We start from the raw sequence: 16402 nt of genomic DNA, 5'->3' as shown, positions 1-16402 counted from the left end.
GTTGGACTGACCTCTGGTGTATCAGTTGTCCTGCCAAGGGCATAGCTGAGTAGCTACGTCGGGACCAGATAAGCGCTGAAAGCATCTAAGTGCGAAACTGACCTGAAGATGAGTATTCCCAATAAGGGCCGTTGTAGATGACAACGTCGATAGGTTGCAGATGTATGGGTAGAGATACCAGAGTCGAGCAATACTAATTACCCAAGAGCTTATGATATCTCTGTACTAAGGATTTAATTCTTACTTGTTCAACATCTTTCACGATATACGTCAATTGGACTATAAGACATAGAGAAGAGATTCTCGCAGGTTTTATGGAGCCGATAGGACTGGTGTTCACCTCTTCCCATCTCGAACAGAGCAGTTAAGCCCAGTACCGTTGATGATACTGCAATCAAATGCGGGAAAGTAAAAAAGCTCCAAAATATTACAAATTAGAAAAGAAGCCACTTCAAAAGAGTGGCTTTTTTCGTTTTACAAGATTCAGCACCGTTGAGGATACTGCAGGCTACGAGCCCCGGACTACGCATCGCGACCAATACGGGAAAGTAAAAAGGCTTCCCTTGAAAATTACCTTTTCCAGCAAAGACCTACGAAAAGTCCACTCAAGTACGAGTGGATTTTTTTATTTGATAACTAGTCAAACTATGAATAATACAATTTTCTGCCAGATTCAACTATCCAACCTTTTTACCTCTAAAGTTTGAGCATACCTATCTAACCCTATCATTTTAGGATCTATTCAATTTGACAGTAAAATAGGATTGTTTAAGCAGCTTGGGGAATCTCTTTTTTGGCTTTTTCTCGTCGTCTTACAATCTTAACAGCATTCGCTGTGTGGATTCCAAAAAACAGCCAAACTTTCTCTGTTTTAGGATTGTGAGCCTTGATTTTATTGAGTAAATAATGCTCTTTTTCCGTCCCAAAACTCCCTTCTAAACTAGTACTTCGTTGCTTATTTAAAATATCCTTTATTTTCTTAGTTAGCTTATCATCTTTTCCTGCTCCTTTCCGACAAAAGTTCGTTTGAATTTTGTTTTTAGTACAATGTTTTCGATTTTCATTGGTCGCATAAATCTTATCGGCTGATATATGAGAGCATTCTCCAAACATCCTATTGTGCTTTAGTATACTTATTTTCAATCTTTTACATTCATTAAAGGCATCGTAACTATCATGTTCAATTATATTAATTCCACCCACCTGCATCTTATGTACTTTGATACCAAACTCGACGGGTTTATTCTCTTTTCCTCTGACAATCGGTCTGATGTAGGGCTTGTAAATGCTTACGATTCGGTCTGAAATCTTAGCTTTGGGATTGTCTAGGTGATGTTTCTGTTGTTGATAAACTACCTTAATCGTCTTAAAAATTTGGGCATCCTGAGAACTTAAATTAACTGCTTTTGTTTGATTAAGAATTTGCTGAAATTCAGTAATCCCCTTCAATAATAAGCGTAAACTTGCTCGTTTTCTTGCCTTAGTTTTCTGATGAGATTTCTTGCGAAGTTTACTATATGTCAAATGTTTTTTGCGCTGGTCTTTGAACTTTGAACGTGGTTCTTTTAGCCTATTTAACTTACAAATTGCTGGAATTTGCTTTGCCCATAACCATTCACAGGATTCCCAAATAAGCTTGACATCAGTCGGAAAACGAATATAAACTTCATAGCAGGTTGCGTCTTCTAAAAGTATATTTTTATCTGGAATTTCGTCTTGCCAGTTCTCAATTATTTTGTGCTGAAACTCTTTAAAATCAACATATTTTCCAAGATATCCTCGTACCCTTGATACAAAAGAATTATCCTTAATCATTTTATTATCAGGCAGTAATGTGCCACAAAACATCTGAATTGCCCAGTCAGTATTGAATCGTTCCAGTAATTTCTCATCACTTAGTTTTAGATAATGTTTAAGAAACATAAGTCCGAAGTAGCCTTGTGGCGGAAGCCAAGAGGGAGCTCCTACCATGGTTTTTTTCTCAGGAAGAAGCTTTATCAATGACGCCCAGTCTATTGTCTGATAAATAGAGCCTAAATCTGTATTGTTCTTGAATAAGTACGGGGACGCCCAGTCAATTTAGTAAAATTTGGAGAATTGAGGTCGAATAGAGTATATTGCATGAGTATTTTAATTTGGTAGCACATCTAAAATACAAAAATCCCCGAAATATGCCAAATGTGCGCATTTTCGGGGATTGCTTTTTGATAAAAATGCTTGATAATCAATTGCTTATGCTCTAAAAGGGAAGCCTAAAAAAGCTTCAAAATATTACAAAGTAAACAGAAGCCATCTCGATAGAATGGCTTTTTCGTTTTACAAGACTCAATAGATATTTTAATGACCCGACAAGATGGAGTAAAGCTGAAAATCATGTTGCTTTTTCGAATTAATAATAATTTAAAGCACGGCTTAGTCTACCTTGAATGACCTTTCTTAGCTTTAGAGGAGCTAAAACTTCAACTCCATCACCGAAACCTAAAATTTCTTTTTCTAACTCAAAATTGATTTGTAAAGCTAATTCAATGGTGAGTCCTCTCTCATTTTCCTCAATAACCTTTTGTGAGTGATGTAAAGGTTTGGTAATTACATAAGGAGCATGCAAAGGAGTAAACTTTAATACTATTTGTTGTGGACGAAGATTATTTACAGTTACGCCAATGGTATTTTTATAGTATTCTTCTTGAACAATGGTATCATTTGGTAGATAAGTAATGTCTTCGGAGATGTGAAGGCTTTGGATTCTATCTAGTGCAAGATGTAAAATACTTTCATTTGCTCTTCTTTTACCTACTAGAAACCAACGGTTTTTAAATTCTTTTAACCACCATCCGTGAAATATAAAAACACCCTCCTGTCGTGCTTTGAATGACTTGTAAGTTATAACAAGAGCTTTTTTAGCTAAAATTGCATGATAAAGGTCGTCTAAAAATGAGAGTCCCTTCAGGTTCTCATTTTTTTCAAAATCAATAATTGAACTTCGTTTTTCTTGAGCACTATAAACATGTTCTTCCAGCTTATTGACCACTTCACTCAATTGTTCAAAATGAGAAAAACCTTTGAATTGCTTTAATAAAGACAGCGCTTCATTCATTTGAATAAGGTCTGTTTGTGTAATAGGTGATTTTGTGATACTAAAGTTAGGATCAGCATAGGTATAAAACTTTTTATCAACAACGATTATTGGGGCTTCATAACCTAATTTATCACTACGCATAACTTGAATATCTGCTTGAATGGTACGCAAGCTGATTCCTTTATCAATTCCTTCGTATTCATAGAGCGCATCTGATACTTTTTCTATTAAATCTTCCAAGGTCCATTTCCGCTGACGATTTTGTAAACAAGCATCGATTGTTTTGTAACGGATAAGGGCATTTCTATTAGTAGGCATACTTGATTCGATCTGTTTATAGATTTTTGAGATATTTTTACAAAAAAGTAAAAATAAATTGAACTACGCAAAAAGACTGCGTAGACACCATGCAATTTTGTATTAGAAATTTAAAACAACCTAATGTCATGAAATTCAATTTCTTAAAGAAGACTAATACTATTCTCAAAAATTATGAAGGAGTACCTTCGTATCAATTGAGTCCAGAAATGGAATTATATAGTGCTACGGTGTCGAGCCTGCTTCATGACAGTTTCTACGAAAAAGCTGAAGACCGATTAGTGCGCCTACAACAATTGATTGAAAAAGTATCGCCAGAATATTGCGCTAAATTAGCCGTATATGCGCGTCGTTCGATGAACTTGCGCTCTGTGCCAATTGTGCTTTCGGTAGAGTTAGCGAAAAAAGCTGAGGCAGGAGCATGGGTCGGAAAAGCTATTGAGCAAGTAGTTATGCGACCAGATGAGATCACAGAAATATTAGCCTATTATCAGCAAACTAATCAAAGAACAGGTACAAAGCGATTGAATAGACTTTCGAAACAAATTCAAAAAGGTTTAGCAAAGGCTTTTAATCAGTTTGATGAATATCAGTTTGCAAAGTATAATCAAAATACGGAGGTAAAGTTAAGAGATGCCTTGTTCTTGGTTCATCCGAAACCTAAGGATTTAGCACAACAAGCAGTTTTTGATAAAATCACCCAAGATACCTTATCAACACCATATACATGGGAAACTGAACTTTCTGCGCTTGGACAGCTTCGTTTTGAAAGTGAAAAGGCAAAAAATAAAGCCTTCAAAGACAAGTGGGAAGAGCTAATTCTGAGCAAGAAAGTAGGTTATATGGCCTTGCTAAGAAATCTGAGAAATATGCTGGAAAGTAATATTTCGGATGAATGTTTAGATATGGTTTTAACGTACTTAGCTGATGAAAGCGCCATCAAGAGTGCTAAGCAATTGCCATTTAGATATTGGTCTGCTTATCGAGAATTGAGTAATTTAACTGATGGTCGGGTTTCTGGCGTTTTTGATACGTTAGAAAAAGCAATGCTGGTAAGTGCTCAAAATATGAAGGGGTTTGGTGCTGATACTAAAGTTGTTTTGGCCTGTGATGTCTCTGGTTCGATGCAGCAAAAGTTATCTGCCAAAAGCAGCCTTATGTATTTCGATATAGGTTTGTTATTAGCTATGATTTTACAAAGTCGTTGCAAAAATGTAATTACAGGAATGTTTGGAGATACTTGGAAGGTTATACCCGTACCCAACAAAAATATATTATCAAATGTGGAAGCATTTCATAGACGTGAAGGCGAAGTAGGATATTCAACGAATGCACACTTGGTAATTGAGGATTTGCTAAAACGTGAGTATCGAGCTGACAAAGTCATGATTTTTACGGATACACAGTTATGGAATAACCAAAATAGGAATATAAATAGCATTCAAACGACTTGGCAAAAGTATAAGAGTAAATATCCCAAAGCAAAATTATATCTCTTTGATTTGGCGGGTTATGGTCAAAGCCCCTTGAGAGTAGAATCAGGAGATGTGTATTTGTTGGCGGGCTGGTCGGATAAAGTTTTTGAAGTACTCGATGCCTTAGAAAATGGACAGAGTATTGTGGATTTTATTCAAGCAATAGAATTATAAATACTGATGTGTTAAGTTCTAAGCATAAGGCTATCATATTGAAGATTTTGTAAAATGCCGTAAGGTTGAGATACTTCGCTCCAATATAGGGGAGGAATGGCGTGATTGAGTAATACAATGAGGTCATCTGGTTCGACTCCAGCAATGCAATGCCCCATTCTCGACCTGCCTATTGCTTTTACAAAAAACTACCAGAGTGCCGTAAAAGAGCGATACTTCGAATGTAATCGACTCCTTTTATCATCGCTTTTTGCTCATTGCCTTTGGTTTATTAAGATATTGAAGAGTGTCGTAAAAAAGCGCTACTTCGGCTAATTGTGTCGTAGGTTCGACTCCTACCTGTCTCGTACAGTAGCTCAGTGGTAGAGCAAATTAATAATGTCGCTTTTTGTCTGTTACCTCTTCAATCCCTTTTAAAATAGTTCTACATCTTTTAAAACAATTGTACAAATTCTAAAAAAATGGAAACAGAAATCATTACCCAAGAAGATTTACAACAATTGGGTGTACATCATGAAGAAGCCTATCCAAAATTTTTAAGGGTAGCCAATGGTTTGTTAAAAAATGAGGTTTATCCCAAGTCACATATATTGTTGTTGTTTGCTCAAATGATAGATTCGCCAAAGAAGTTTAGTTTTTCCAAAAACAAACTAACCAATTTGGCACTTTACACCAAGCATTTGAAAGAATTAGGTCAGGAACTTGTTTTATCAGAATATGGACAATCCTTGTTGGAGGCAGAGAAAAGCAAACCTAAATATGAATTACCTAAGACTGGTCGTCAGGCAGAAAATTACTTTGACTTAAGAGAAGAAGCATTATCGTACCGTATTTACGGAGGAAATTACATTGAGCAAGGCGCCTTGGACCAAATGCAAACAGCCATGAGGTTGCCTATTTCATTAGCAGGTGCATTGATGCCCGATGCACATCAAGGATACGGATTGCCTATTGGTGGGGTTTTAGCCACTAAAGCAGATACTGTTATACCGTATGCTGTTGGGGTCGATATTGCCTGCCGTATGTGTATGAGCGTATTTGATTTACCTGTGTCGATGATTCAACGAGAAGATAAATTGTTGAAAAAAATGCTTGAATACCATAGTTTCTTTGGGATGGGATCAGAGTCGAAGCAGAAATATGACGATACGCTTTTTGACCGCTCGGAGTGGACTGCGACAAAATTGATTCGTGACTTAAAGGATAAAGCATATCGACAATTAGGAACTTCAGGAACGGGAAATCACTTTGTTGAGTGGGGAGTATTGGAAGTGTTAGCACAGGATGAGCTGATGGATTTACCCGTAGGAAAATACCTTACGTTATTGTCACATTCGGGTTCAAGAGGCTTTGGAGGGGCTATTGCCAATCATTATTCAAAGATAGCTATGCAAAAAACTAGGCTTCCTAAAGAAGCTAAACATTTGGCTTGGCTAGATATGAATAGCGATGAAGGGCAAGAATATTGGTTATCCATGAATTTAGCAGGTGATTATGCCTCTGCCAATCATCATGAGATTCACAATAAAATTGCTGTTGCTCTCAATCAAAACCCACTGAAGCGAATCGAGAACCACCATAATTTTGCATGGGAAGAACGCCTTGCTGATGGAACCCCTGTGATTGTGCATCGGAAAGGAGCTACGCCTGCTGGTAGCCAAGATTTAGGGATTATTCCTGCCTCGATGACTCAGCCTGGCTATGTGATTCGTGGAAAAGGAATAAATGAAGGTTTAAATTCTGCTTCGCATGGTGCAGGTCGTAAAATGTCAAGAACCAAAGCACTTGGTATGTTGACAAAGGATGATTTGCAAACAGAATTAAAAAAAGCACAAGTACAACTCATTGGTGCCGATTTGGATGAAGCTCCTCAAGCATATAAGGATATTCGGAAGGTCATGGATGCCCAAACGGATTTAGTACATGTAATAGCGCAGTTTAGTCCAAAAATCGTTCGAATGGCCGACGGTCGTGAAAAGGCAGAAGACTAAAATCTTATGAACAATAAGCCTTCTATTCTCAGGAGTTTTTCTGAAAATAGAAGGCTTTGTTATTTTTAAATTTTATTTTTGATCCAAAATTTAAAAATAACATCTATGGCAAATACCTATTTATCATTTATTAGCGACGAGCACTTATTGAATTGTGTTGCTAATCTTTATAAATCCTATCAAAAGGCAAAAAATGATATTAATAAAAAGAAATTCTATAGTAATAAAATTGATGCTTTTAAAATGGTTTTTGATGTAAAATTCAATAATATGGATGAGGAAGCATTGATTCAGGCTGAGATTTTACGTCAAATAGATAAATCAATCAATAATTCAATCGGAACTTTTCATGAAGAAATACTTGGAGGAATAGCTGGTTACGAAAAAGGAAATTTGAGCGGATTTGATATTAAGGCTATTGACAACACGTTATTTGCTGATATTAAAAATAAGCATAATACGATGAATAGTAGTGCTGCTGAAAGTCTGTTTCAGAAGTTAAAACGATATGCAGATGATCATAAACAAGCAAAGTGCTATTGGGTACAAATATTAGCTACACAAAGTTTTTGCGAAAAATGGACTAGTATTATTAATGGTAAAGAATATAGCCATAGTAGAGTCTATAAAATATCGGGAGACCAATTTTATAAACTACTTACTGGAGTTGATAATGCACTATTTCAATTATATAGTGTCTTACCAAAAGTGATAGAGGATTATCTGAAAAGTATTAGTGCTGGAGAGTCTGAGAAAAAGCAAAACTCCGCACTAATCGAAATTAAGGATGGGTCTCAAAAATCTGGTAGAACCATCCTTAATGAAATTACGTATGAAAATTACCAGTATTATCTGGGTTTTGATAAACTGTAATACTGATTTAAAAATTTTACAATTGAATAACCTACCTCTCTGCCAAGATTAACAGGTACTGCATTACCAATTTGTTTATATTGTTGAGAGGTAGAACCAGCAAACTTCCAGTCATCTGGGAATGTTTGAATTCTTGCATATTCACGTACGGTGAATGGTCGAGTTTCTTCTGGATGACAACGTTCCGTTTGCTTTTGTGCAGGAGAACAAGTTAGGGTAAGACTAGGTTCGTCCCATCCAATTCTACGAGCCATTCCAGTTTTACCACCCCCTAGATAAAAACTTTTACCCATATAACTCTTTTGAACATCCAAAGGTAAATCACGCCAGTATCCTTTGGGAGGCACTAAATCTAATACAACTTTCTTTGATTTGGGATATTTGGCTCCATCAGACTCAGGTACGTCAGTGTCAAAAAGCTCACCCTTTTTTAAAGCATCAGCAAGGTTATATATCTTTTTATAAGGTTTAGGATACTCAAATGGAATATCTATATCTTTTCTGATTCCAACTAAGATAAGTCGTTCACGTTTTTGAGGTACCTTATAATTAACAGCTTTTAATACTTGAATAGGTACTACATTATAGCCAATTTCATTCAAAATTGAAATCATGCCTTGAAGTGTTTTGCCATTCTCATGACTTAGTAAACCACGCACATTTTCACCGACACAAATCAATGGGTTGATTTCTTGCACAGCTCTGGCAAATTCGTAAAATAACGTACCCCTAGCATCATCTAGCCCAAGCTTCTTTCCTGCATAACTGAAAGCTTGACAAGGAAATCCTCCAGTTACCAGGTCGACTTGATTATGGTATTCTGAGAAATTAAAGCTTTTTATATCTCCTTCTAATACATTCCAGTGTGGTCTGTTACGTCTTAGTGTTTCACAAGCCCATTTATCAATTTCATTTAAAGCTGTACACTCTATACCAGCCTGTTCGAGACCAATGGCTAACCCTCCTGCACCCGCAAAAAGCTCTACTACTGAATAAGGATATAATGGTTTTTCATAGTTTGAAATTTCTTTATCCTCTTTTGATTTGATAAAATCATTAAAAATATTTAATTGCTCTCGAGAATACACACGATAATTACTCATTGGTTCGCGTACGGCTTGAAGTTTACCTTCTCTATCCCATCTTCTCAAAGTTTCTTTACTTTTGCCTATTATTTCAGCCGCCTCATTTAGTGTTAAAAAATCATCCATAACCACCTTGTTTAACCTTATACAATGGTTACAAAATTAGGCTATTTTTTTTGATAAACAATTTGTTTTGGATTTATTTTGAAGCTGAGAATGTTTTATTTGAATAAAAAAGATAGAAATCATGCAACCATTAGCCGAAAGGATGCGTCCGCAGACGCTTGATGATTATGTGGGTCAAGACCATTTGGTTGGAGAAAAAGCTGTTTTGCGCAGAGCTGTTGAGGCTGGGCGGATTCCTTCCTTTATTTTATGGGGACCTCCAGGGGTTGGTAAAACTACTTTGGCGAGTATCATTGCTAAAACCCTTAAGCGCCCTTTTCATACACTTTCTGCTATTAGTGCAGGAGTAAAGGACATTCGTGAAACCATCGATTCTGCCAAGAAACAAAAGTTTTTTGATACGCCTTCGCCCATACTGTTTATTGATGAGATTCACCGTTTTTCAAAATCACAACAGGATTCTCTATTGGGTGCTGTGGAGCAAGGGGTGGTGACGCTGATTGGTGCTACCACTGAAAACCCATCTTTTGAGGTAATTTCGGCATTATTGTCTCGTTGTCAGGTATATGTACTGAAACCTTTGGAAAAAGATGATTTGATATTGATGTTGAATCAGGCTTTACTAAAAGATAGTTTTCTGAAAAATAGAGATATAGAAATTGTTGAATACGATGCTATTCTTCAGTTTTCGGGAGGTGATGGACGAAAGCTGTATAATATCCTTGAATTGGTTACAAATTTCCAGCAGACTGGAGAATCATTGAAGATTACCAATGAAATGGTGGTGGATAAGTTGCAGCAAAATATTGCGATGTATGACAAAGATGGCGAGCAACATTATGACATTATCTCAGCATTTATTAAGTCTATTCGGGGTTCAGATCCTAATGCGGCTGTGTATTGGTTGGCTCGTATGCTGGAAGGGGGCGAAGATATAGAGTTTATTGCCAGACGCTTGGTTATCTTGGCTGCTGAGGATATTGGTTTGGCAAATCCTAATGCTCTTTTGATGGCTAATACTTGTTTTCAGGCGATTCGGGTGGTTGGTATGCCTGAATCTCGGATTATCTTATCGGAGGCGGTCATTTATTTGGCGACATCTCCCAAAAGTAACTCTGCTTATTTGGCAATCGGCGAGGCACAAGAGTTGGTTAGACAAACGGGAAATCTCCCTGTGCCACTGCATTTGCGAAATGCACCAACAAAACTGATGAAATCTTTAGATTATGGCAAAGGTTATAAGTATGCTCACGATTATAAAGGGAATTTTGCCGAGCAAGAGTTTTTTCCGAAAGAGATAGAAAAAACAAAACTATTTGAACCACAACAAAATTCAGCAGAAGAAAAAATCCGTCAAAAATTACGGAATGATTGGGGAGAATGGTATCAGTATTAAGAGGGCTTTGGGATTTCGGCTATCAGCTTTGGGCAAATGAAAAATGTTTTTTCGTTTTGACTTAAAAGCTAATAGCCGACTGGTAAGCAGTTAGTATAAGATGTTATTATTCACAACTTATTATTATGGCAACAACAGCGATGAGTCGCCGTAACTTAAAAAGCGATAGTCTTTCTCCATAGCTTCTTGATATACTTTACGCCAATCTTCGCCGATAAGGGCAGCGATAAGTAATACCAAAGTACTTTCAGGTTGATGATAATTGGTAACAATTCCTCTACAAACCTTGAAATGATAACCAGGGAAAATAAAAATCTCGGTTTCCCCTGTAAGCTCTTCAATATCATTGCTTTCCATGAAATTTAGAATAGTCGCAAATGATTCTTGTCGACTAGGAAGAGTCTCCGTATGCTGATATGGATAGAGTTTTTCAATGAAAAATTCAGAATCACCTTTTCCTAATTTTACTCCAAACCAATACAAACTTTCAAGCGCACGCATAGACGTGGTACCCACTGGAATAATAGGACCTTCGTGTTGTACTAGCATCTGAAGATTATTTCTGGAAAAAACAATCTGCTCGTTGTGCATGCGGTGTTCTACAATATTTTCAACCTTGATAGGTTGGAAGGTTCCAGCGCCAACGTGTAAGGTCAAAAAATCTTGTTTGAAACCAGTTTCCTGAAGTTTTTGTAAAACCCTTTCTGTAAAATGTAATCCTGCGGTTGGTGCTGCTACAGCTCCTTTTTTCTCACTATAAACAGTCTGGTAAGTTTCATAATCAGAAGATTCTGTTTCGCGATTCAAGTAAGGAGGCAAAGGGATTTCACCCAATGACTGAATCAAATCTACGAATAGAATAGGAGTATCGTTACTCAAATTTTGCCAAGAAAGCTCTACATGATTTTGCTCTTCATCGGCTAGTTTGGCTGATACAATAACCTCATGACCATTGACTTGTAAAGTACGTTGAAGAATATCATTTTTCTTAAAACGCTTTTTGTTGCCAATCATACATTCCCAAATGCAGCTTTCGCTTACCTCCATAGCCAAATTGATGACCGCTGTTGGAGCAATGGGGTGTAATAAGAAAATTTGAATGGTAGCTCCTGTCGGTTTTTGAAAATGAATTCTTGCTGGAATTACTTTGGTATTATTAAAAACCAACAGACTACCCTGTGGAAGATAGTCTGTGATTTGATAAAACTGAGTATGTGTAATTTCACCTTGATGATATACCTGCAACTTGGACTGGTCTCTTTCGGTCAAGGGAAATTTGGCAATTCTTTCATCAGGAAGCTCATAAGTATAATCAGATAACTTTATATCTGTTATAGAATGCTCGTTCATGGTATTGTTAATTAAGTATTTGTACCGATACTTTTAGTTTCGGAATTAGAGCAATTGTTGTCAAATTAATCCTCTACTTCTACTACAGTTGGACTGGTATATAACAATTTGATAGGCAAATAAAATAACCAAGCCAAAGTAAGTACCACGCCCACTACTAGCAAGTAAGAATAACTTGTATTAAAACTGCGATCGTCGTTGAGGGTAAGAATAGCACGAAGAACTAAAATCAAAAAAGTATTGATAAAAGCAGGGAGAAAGTTCAACCAGTTGCCTATGGCAGCATTTAAGTCTTTACGATTGGCTTGCCATTTTTTATTAGGAATCCAAGAGAAAGACGTATCTGGTAATTTATTGATCATTTTTGCCAAGGAAATAGGCAAAATGTTGACAACCAGAGAAATGGCTAAGAAGAGATAGAAAATTTGGTCTTTAGGTAAGAAGCCATCACCTCTACCATTTGGCCCAAAGTGAACTGCTGTATAATCTGGTAGACCACGATAGGTAAACAACAATATTAGCGCAAATGCTAACATAGAGGCATAACGCCACGTTCTTGAGATAAATAATTCTACACTCATTTTTTCAGACTGTCTCTTATCTTTGGTAGGGTTGTGATTTAGTCAGATTTACGTTTTATGAACCAATGACATGAGACTGAGCGACTAAATCCCCATTTTTCAGACTGCAAAATTACTTCAGAAAGCTTAGGTTTTCTAATTTTGTGAAAACAATTCTCGATTGACTTTTTTCAGTTCTTGACTAATCGCATTAGGATGTTTGGTGTCGAATGGATATTGACTAGAGTTTGAAGGATTTACGCCAAATAAAATTTTGTTGTTATAACAATTATTTTTTGCAATTTTATAAGCAAAAATCCTCAAAAAAAACATAGCTTTGTATTATTAAGCATTTGGGCTAATTGATTGGCTATGAATTAGCTTCGAGAGGTAAAAAATTAGGTTAGTTGTAAAACTTTGACGGTTAAGTTCTTCATGAAAATTTATACAAAAAGTGGTGACCGAGGGACAACTTCGTTAGTAGGAGGTACAAGAATTTCGAAAGCAGAATTGCGAATTGAAGCTTACGGAACAGTTGATGAACTGAATGCTTACATTGGATTGTTGGGTGATTTTGAAGTAAATACAGATAAAAAAGCCCTTTTAAAAGAAATCCAAGATAGATTATTTACCATTGGTTCGATATTGGCTTCAGAACCAGAGCAAACAAAGAAACAAATTCCTGATTTGCACGAGAGTGATATCGAAGCTTTGGAAAAAGCGATGGATGTCATGAATGAAGACTTAGAACCTATGCGATTCTTTATTTTGCCAGGCGGGCATCAACATGTATCGTTTGGGCACGTAGCCAGAACCGTATGTCGAAGAGCCGAACGCCAAGTGGTACGATTGGCAGAAGAAAACGATACCGATTACTTGGTTATCCGTTATTTGAATAGGCTATCCGATTATTTATTTATACTTTGCCGTTTTATGGCCAAACAACTCGGTGTGGCAGAAGTGGCTTGGAAAGCCAGAGTTTAGTTGAGAAAATAGCATAACGCAATATTAATATGACAGATACAGTGCAAATCGAAATTCATCAGATTGAGAAATCGAGAATTGATGCGGTTGATTTCGACAACCTAGTTTTTGGACGCTCGTTTGCTGACCACATGTTGGTGGTTGATTACAAAGATGGTGCTTGGCAAACGCCTCAAATTGTACCTTATGGTCCTATTTCTTATACGCCAGCGATGATGTCGCTACATTATGGTCAAGCAATTTTTGAAGGTATGAAAGCCTACAAAAATGCTGAAGGTGAAATCCTCGTATTTAGACCACATGACAACTGGGCTCGTTTGAACAAGTCTGCTGTTCGTATGTGTATGCCAGAAATTCCTGAAGATATCTTTATGGAAGGTCTTTCGGCATTGTTAAAGCTCGATTCTGCATGGATTCCTGCTAAGCCTGGATGTTCTATGTATATTCGTCCTTTTATGTTCTCGACTGACGAATACGTAGGTGTTACGCCTTCAAAAACGTATAAATTTATGATTTTCAACTGTCCAGTAGGAGCTTACTACAGCAAGCCTTTGCGTGTGAAAGTTGAAACTCAATATATCCGTGCTGCTCATGGTGGTGTTGGTTTCTCAAAAAATGCAGGTAACTACGGTGGTTCATTATACCCAACGCAGTTGGCAGCACAAGAAGGCTATGACCAAATCATTTGGACAGATGCAGCTACACACCAATATGTAGAAGAAGCAGGAACAATGAACTTATTGTTCGTAGTTGATAACAAATTGGTAACAGCTCCAACAGGCGATACTATTTTGGATGGTGTGACTCGCAAATCTGTATTACAAATCGCTCGTGATTGGGGTATGGAGGTAGAAGAACGCCAACTTTCAGTAGCTGAATTAGTAGAAGGAATTAAAGCAGGTAAAGTACAAGAAGCATTTGGTGCTGGTACAGCGGCTGTTATTGCTCCAATTTCAACGATTGGTTTTGAAGGACAAGACTACGAATTACCTGAGCGCCCAGCAGATGCTTTCTCGAAAAGAGTGTATGAAGAAATTAACTCAATTCGTTTAGGTGTGAAAGAAGATTCAAGAGGTTGGGTATATAAAGTTTAGTGATTTGGAAATTATTTTCTCAAATAACAAATTGGAGACATCATCAATTTGGGTATTTGAGTTATGCTCCAACTGAGTATCAAAAAAAGCGGTCGAAAATTGTTTTTCGACCGCTTTTTTTGATATTATATTTCAAAGGAATACATCTTTAACTACAAACTATTGTGTCTCTACCGGTGAATTTCTTCTTAAAAGAATCACTCAATCACAAATCACTAAATTTGGAATGACTCCTTTTTGTTATTTGAATATTACCTTATTGAACTTCTTTGTCAGATTTGTTAGCAAAAACAATTTTAAAACCTGGGTCTTTTTGAGTACTTACATTTTGAAGCACTAGCAATTGCTTTCCATCAGCAATTTCCCAAGAGGTAGTTTTTGTTTTGTCTGTTCCAGCACCGTATTTTTTATTAAAGTACGATTTGAATTCTTGAAAAAGGCTATCAACTGTTGGCTGTTTTTCTATATAAACATCTATCGCAATTTCGCTTACTTTATTGGTTTTATCCTTACTATATAAAATGTCGGCAAAATTGAGGTCAGTATTGTCAAAATACTCTGTGTAGCTACGACCATTGTCTGGTTGAGTTTCAGAAGGAAGCGTACTTTCTTTGATACCGTCGAATGTATCACCTAACGATACACCTCTCGCCATTCCAGCATCTGATTTTAGAATTGACTGAAAAATAGGAGAGTAGTTGTTCAAATCTGAGCCTTGATTGTTAGTAGTGGCATCGAGACTATTGACTTGAATTTGGTCGTTACTTTTCTTTTCTTGGCAAGCTTGTAATCCACCTAAAAGAAAAATAGAACAGAAGAGAAGTATTTGTTTTTTCACAATAAATGAATGATTGAGTAACACTATGTATGGTTAACAAATATGCAGTAAAAGTATTGTGACAAAGGTAAGAAAACTTTCTGAGTCGTTTGTTAGGTTTCTATTAATACTCCACAAATGAGCGTCTTGCCGAATGAATCCGTTATTAATCGTATTAATAACAGAAAAAAAATAGCTTATGAGCTTTTGTGCTCATGGCAAATATACACATATCACATGATGATGTGGCGTTAACTCATTTTATCCTCTGATTGAAGGCTATCTCTAGCTTTTCTTTGTATATTTATGACGCTTATCACGGGTTTTATTCACCTTTGAAAGCAAAAACATCTATTACTGCTTGGAATTAATCAATAAAGGAAAATTAAACATGGATACATCACCCATCAAAATAGTTGTGTATGAAGATAATCCAGATCTTCGAGAGAGCCTTTCGGTACTCTTGAGAGGTTCTATGGGTTTTGAATTAGTCGGAGCTTTTGTGAACTGCGAAAACGTAGAGTCACAAGTAAACCTATACAAACCCGACGTGGTATTGATGGATATAGATATGCCCGTTGCCAATGGTATTAATGGTCTGAAGACAATAAAGAGAATAGCCCCACAGGTTAACGTATTGATGTTCACGGTATTTGATGATAACGAAAACATCTTTGAAGCTATCTGCTCGGGAGCAGTAGGATATATGCTCAAGCGCACTCCGCCTACCAAATTGCTTGAAGCAATCATTGATGCGCACCATGGTGGAGCTCCAATGACTTCCAGTATTGCCCGAAAAGTACTACAAATGTTGCCCCAACAACAACCACGTGTGGCAGACAATGTATCGTATAAGCTTACAGAACGCGAAACCGAAATTCTTAATTTGTTGGTAAAAGGGAATAGCTATAAAATGATTGCTGATAAATGTGGTATAACTATGGACACTGTACGTTCGCATATCAAAAAGATATATGACAAACTTCATGTTCATTCGCAAACAGAGGCAGTGGCAAAGGCAATTCATGAAAGAATTGTGTAAGAGTAGAAAACCATAGATAGTTCAAAATACTGAAAGTAGTA

At 36.7% G+C, this 16402-nt stretch carries 13 protein-coding genes and 2 rRNA genes; 9 read left to right on the top strand and 6 right to left on the bottom strand.

Annotation, left to right across the window (positions count from 1 at the left end):
* Together QM481_RS19475 and rrf are read left to right on the top strand one after the other, a co-directional pair.
* A 23S ribosomal RNA gene (locus QM481_RS19475) occupies positions 1–218 on the top strand; the annotation flags it as partial.
* Positions 219–313: 95 nt separating this feature from the next.
* Positions 314–425: ribosomal RNA gene (gene rrf / locus QM481_RS19470) — 5S ribosomal RNA — on the top strand.
* A 343-nt stretch (positions 426–768) separates the two neighbouring features.
* On the opposite strand, the gene QM481_RS19465 is transcribed toward rrf, so the two are convergent.
* Complete coding sequence (locus QM481_RS19465) at positions 769–2001, bottom strand: transposase (RefSeq protein ID WP_510186020.1); 1233 nt, start codon at positions 1999–2001, stop codon at positions 769–771.
* Positions 2002–2389: 388 nt separating this feature from the next.
* The gene (locus QM481_RS19460; protein ID WP_283382978.1) at positions 2390–3394 is read right to left on the bottom strand and encodes a helix-turn-helix transcriptional regulator; all 1005 of its coding nucleotides are present in this window, start codon (positions 3392–3394) and stop codon (positions 2390–2392) included.
* A 128-nt stretch (positions 3395–3522) separates the two neighbouring features.
* Here QM481_RS19460 and QM481_RS19455 point away from each other — a divergent pair, with 128 nt between their 5' ends.
* From QM481_RS19455 to QM481_RS19445, 3 genes are all read left to right on the top strand, one after another.
* The gene (locus tag QM481_RS19455) at positions 3523–5043 is read left to right on the top strand and encodes a TROVE domain-containing protein (protein ID WP_283382977.1); all 1521 of its coding nucleotides are present in this window, start codon (positions 3523–3525) and stop codon (positions 5041–5043) included.
* A gap of 461 nt (positions 5044–5504) precedes the next feature.
* Positions 5505–7034 (top strand): RtcB family protein, encoded by a 1530-nt coding sequence (locus QM481_RS19450; RefSeq protein ID WP_283382976.1) that lies wholly within the window; start codon positions 5505–5507, stop codon positions 7032–7034.
* A 105-nt stretch (positions 7035–7139) separates the two neighbouring features.
* Positions 7140–7907, top strand: coding sequence for an Eco47II family restriction endonuclease (locus QM481_RS19445; RefSeq protein ID WP_166550418.1), 768 nt, complete (start codon positions 7140–7142; stop codon positions 7905–7907).
* On the opposite strand, the gene dcm is transcribed toward QM481_RS19445, so the two are convergent.
* Positions 7883–9118, bottom strand: a complete 1236-nt coding sequence (dcm, locus tag QM481_RS19440) for a DNA (cytosine-5-)-methyltransferase (protein ID WP_374760919.1) — start codon at positions 9116–9118, stop codon at positions 7883–7885. The genes QM481_RS19445 and dcm overlap by 25 nt on opposite strands.
* Before the next feature lie 121 nt (positions 9119–9239).
* On the opposite strand from dcm, the gene QM481_RS19430 reads away from it, so the two are divergent.
* A complete protein-coding gene (locus QM481_RS19430; RefSeq protein ID WP_283382975.1) occupies positions 9240–10514 on the top strand; it encodes a replication-associated recombination protein A in 1275 nt (424 codons plus the stop codon).
* A gap of 123 nt (positions 10515–10637) precedes the next feature.
* Here the strand turns inward: QM481_RS19430 and QM481_RS19425 are convergent, their stop codons facing one another.
* On the bottom strand, positions 10638–11864 hold the full coding sequence (locus QM481_RS19425) for an S-adenosylmethionine:tRNA ribosyltransferase-isomerase (RefSeq protein WP_283382974.1): 1227 nt from the start codon (positions 11862–11864) through the stop codon (positions 10638–10640).
* A 65-nt stretch (positions 11865–11929) separates the two neighbouring features.
* On the bottom strand, positions 11930–12445 hold the full coding sequence (locus tag QM481_RS19420; protein ID WP_166550422.1) for an SdpI family protein: 516 nt from the start codon (positions 12443–12445) through the stop codon (positions 11930–11932).
* Between the two features lie 414 nt (positions 12446–12859).
* On the opposite strand from QM481_RS19420, the gene QM481_RS19415 reads away from it, so the two are divergent.
* Both QM481_RS19415 and QM481_RS19410 read left to right on the top strand, forming a co-directional pair.
* Positions 12860–13408, top strand: a complete 549-nt coding sequence (locus QM481_RS19415; protein WP_095167950.1) for a cob(I)yrinic acid a,c-diamide adenosyltransferase — start codon at positions 12860–12862, stop codon at positions 13406–13408.
* A 29-nt stretch (positions 13409–13437) separates the two neighbouring features.
* Positions 13438–14502, top strand: coding sequence for a branched-chain amino acid aminotransferase (locus QM481_RS19410; protein WP_166550423.1), 1065 nt, complete (start codon positions 13438–13440; stop codon positions 14500–14502).
* Positions 14503–14758: 256 nt separating this feature from the next.
* Here the strand turns inward: QM481_RS19410 and QM481_RS19405 are convergent, their stop codons facing one another.
* A complete protein-coding gene (locus QM481_RS19405) occupies positions 14759–15340 on the bottom strand; it encodes a hypothetical protein (protein ID WP_166550424.1) in 582 nt (193 codons plus the stop codon).
* Positions 15341–15710: 370 nt separating this feature from the next.
* Between QM481_RS19405 and QM481_RS19400 the strand changes: the two genes are divergently transcribed.
* Positions 15711–16361 carry a response regulator gene (locus QM481_RS19400; RefSeq protein WP_166550425.1) on the top strand — a complete coding sequence of 217 codons (651 nt, stop codon included), beginning with the start codon at positions 15711–15713 and terminating at the stop codon, positions 16359–16361.
* Positions 16362–16402 lie beyond the last annotated feature (41 nt).

Source organism: Flectobacillus rivi, from assembly GCF_030056655.1.
Taxonomy (GTDB): Bacteria; Bacteroidota; Bacteroidia; order Cytophagales; family Spirosomataceae; genus Flectobacillus; species Flectobacillus rivi.
Note: the sequence above shows the minus strand (reverse complement) of the source record. Positions and strands in the feature narration are given on the sequence as shown.

Coding starts and splice junctions, on each gene's coding strand:
- QM481_RS19420 (WP_166550422.1), bottom strand. CDS start 12,445: ATGAGTGTAGAATTATTTATCTCAAGAACGTGGCGTTATGCCTCTATG.
- QM481_RS19400 (WP_166550425.1), top strand. CDS start 15,711: ATGGATACATCACCCATCAAAATAGTTGTGTATGAAGATAATCCAGAT.
- QM481_RS19460 (WP_283382978.1), bottom strand. CDS start 3,394: ATGCCTACTAATAGAAATGCCCTTATCCGTTACAAAACAATCGATGCT.
- QM481_RS19445 (WP_166550418.1), top strand. CDS start 7,140: ATGGCAAATACCTATTTATCATTTATTAGCGACGAGCACTTATTGAAT.
- QM481_RS19410 (WP_166550423.1), top strand. CDS start 13,438: ATGACAGATACAGTGCAAATCGAAATTCATCAGATTGAGAAATCGAGA.
- QM481_RS19450 (WP_283382976.1), top strand. CDS start 5,505: ATGGAAACAGAAATCATTACCCAAGAAGATTTACAACAATTGGGTGTA.
- QM481_RS19415 (WP_095167950.1), top strand. CDS start 12,860: ATGAAAATTTATACAAAAAGTGGTGACCGAGGGACAACTTCGTTAGTA.
- QM481_RS19425 (WP_283382974.1), bottom strand. CDS start 11,864: ATGAACGAGCATTCTATAACAGATATAAAGTTATCTGATTATACTTAT.
- QM481_RS19455 (WP_283382977.1), top strand. CDS start 3,523: ATGAAATTCAATTTCTTAAAGAAGACTAATACTATTCTCAAAAATTAT.
- QM481_RS19430 (WP_283382975.1), top strand. CDS start 9,240: ATGCAACCATTAGCCGAAAGGATGCGTCCGCAGACGCTTGATGATTAT.
- dcm (WP_374760919.1), bottom strand. CDS start 9,118: ATGGATGATTTTTTAACACTAAATGAGGCGGCTGAAATAATAGGCAAA.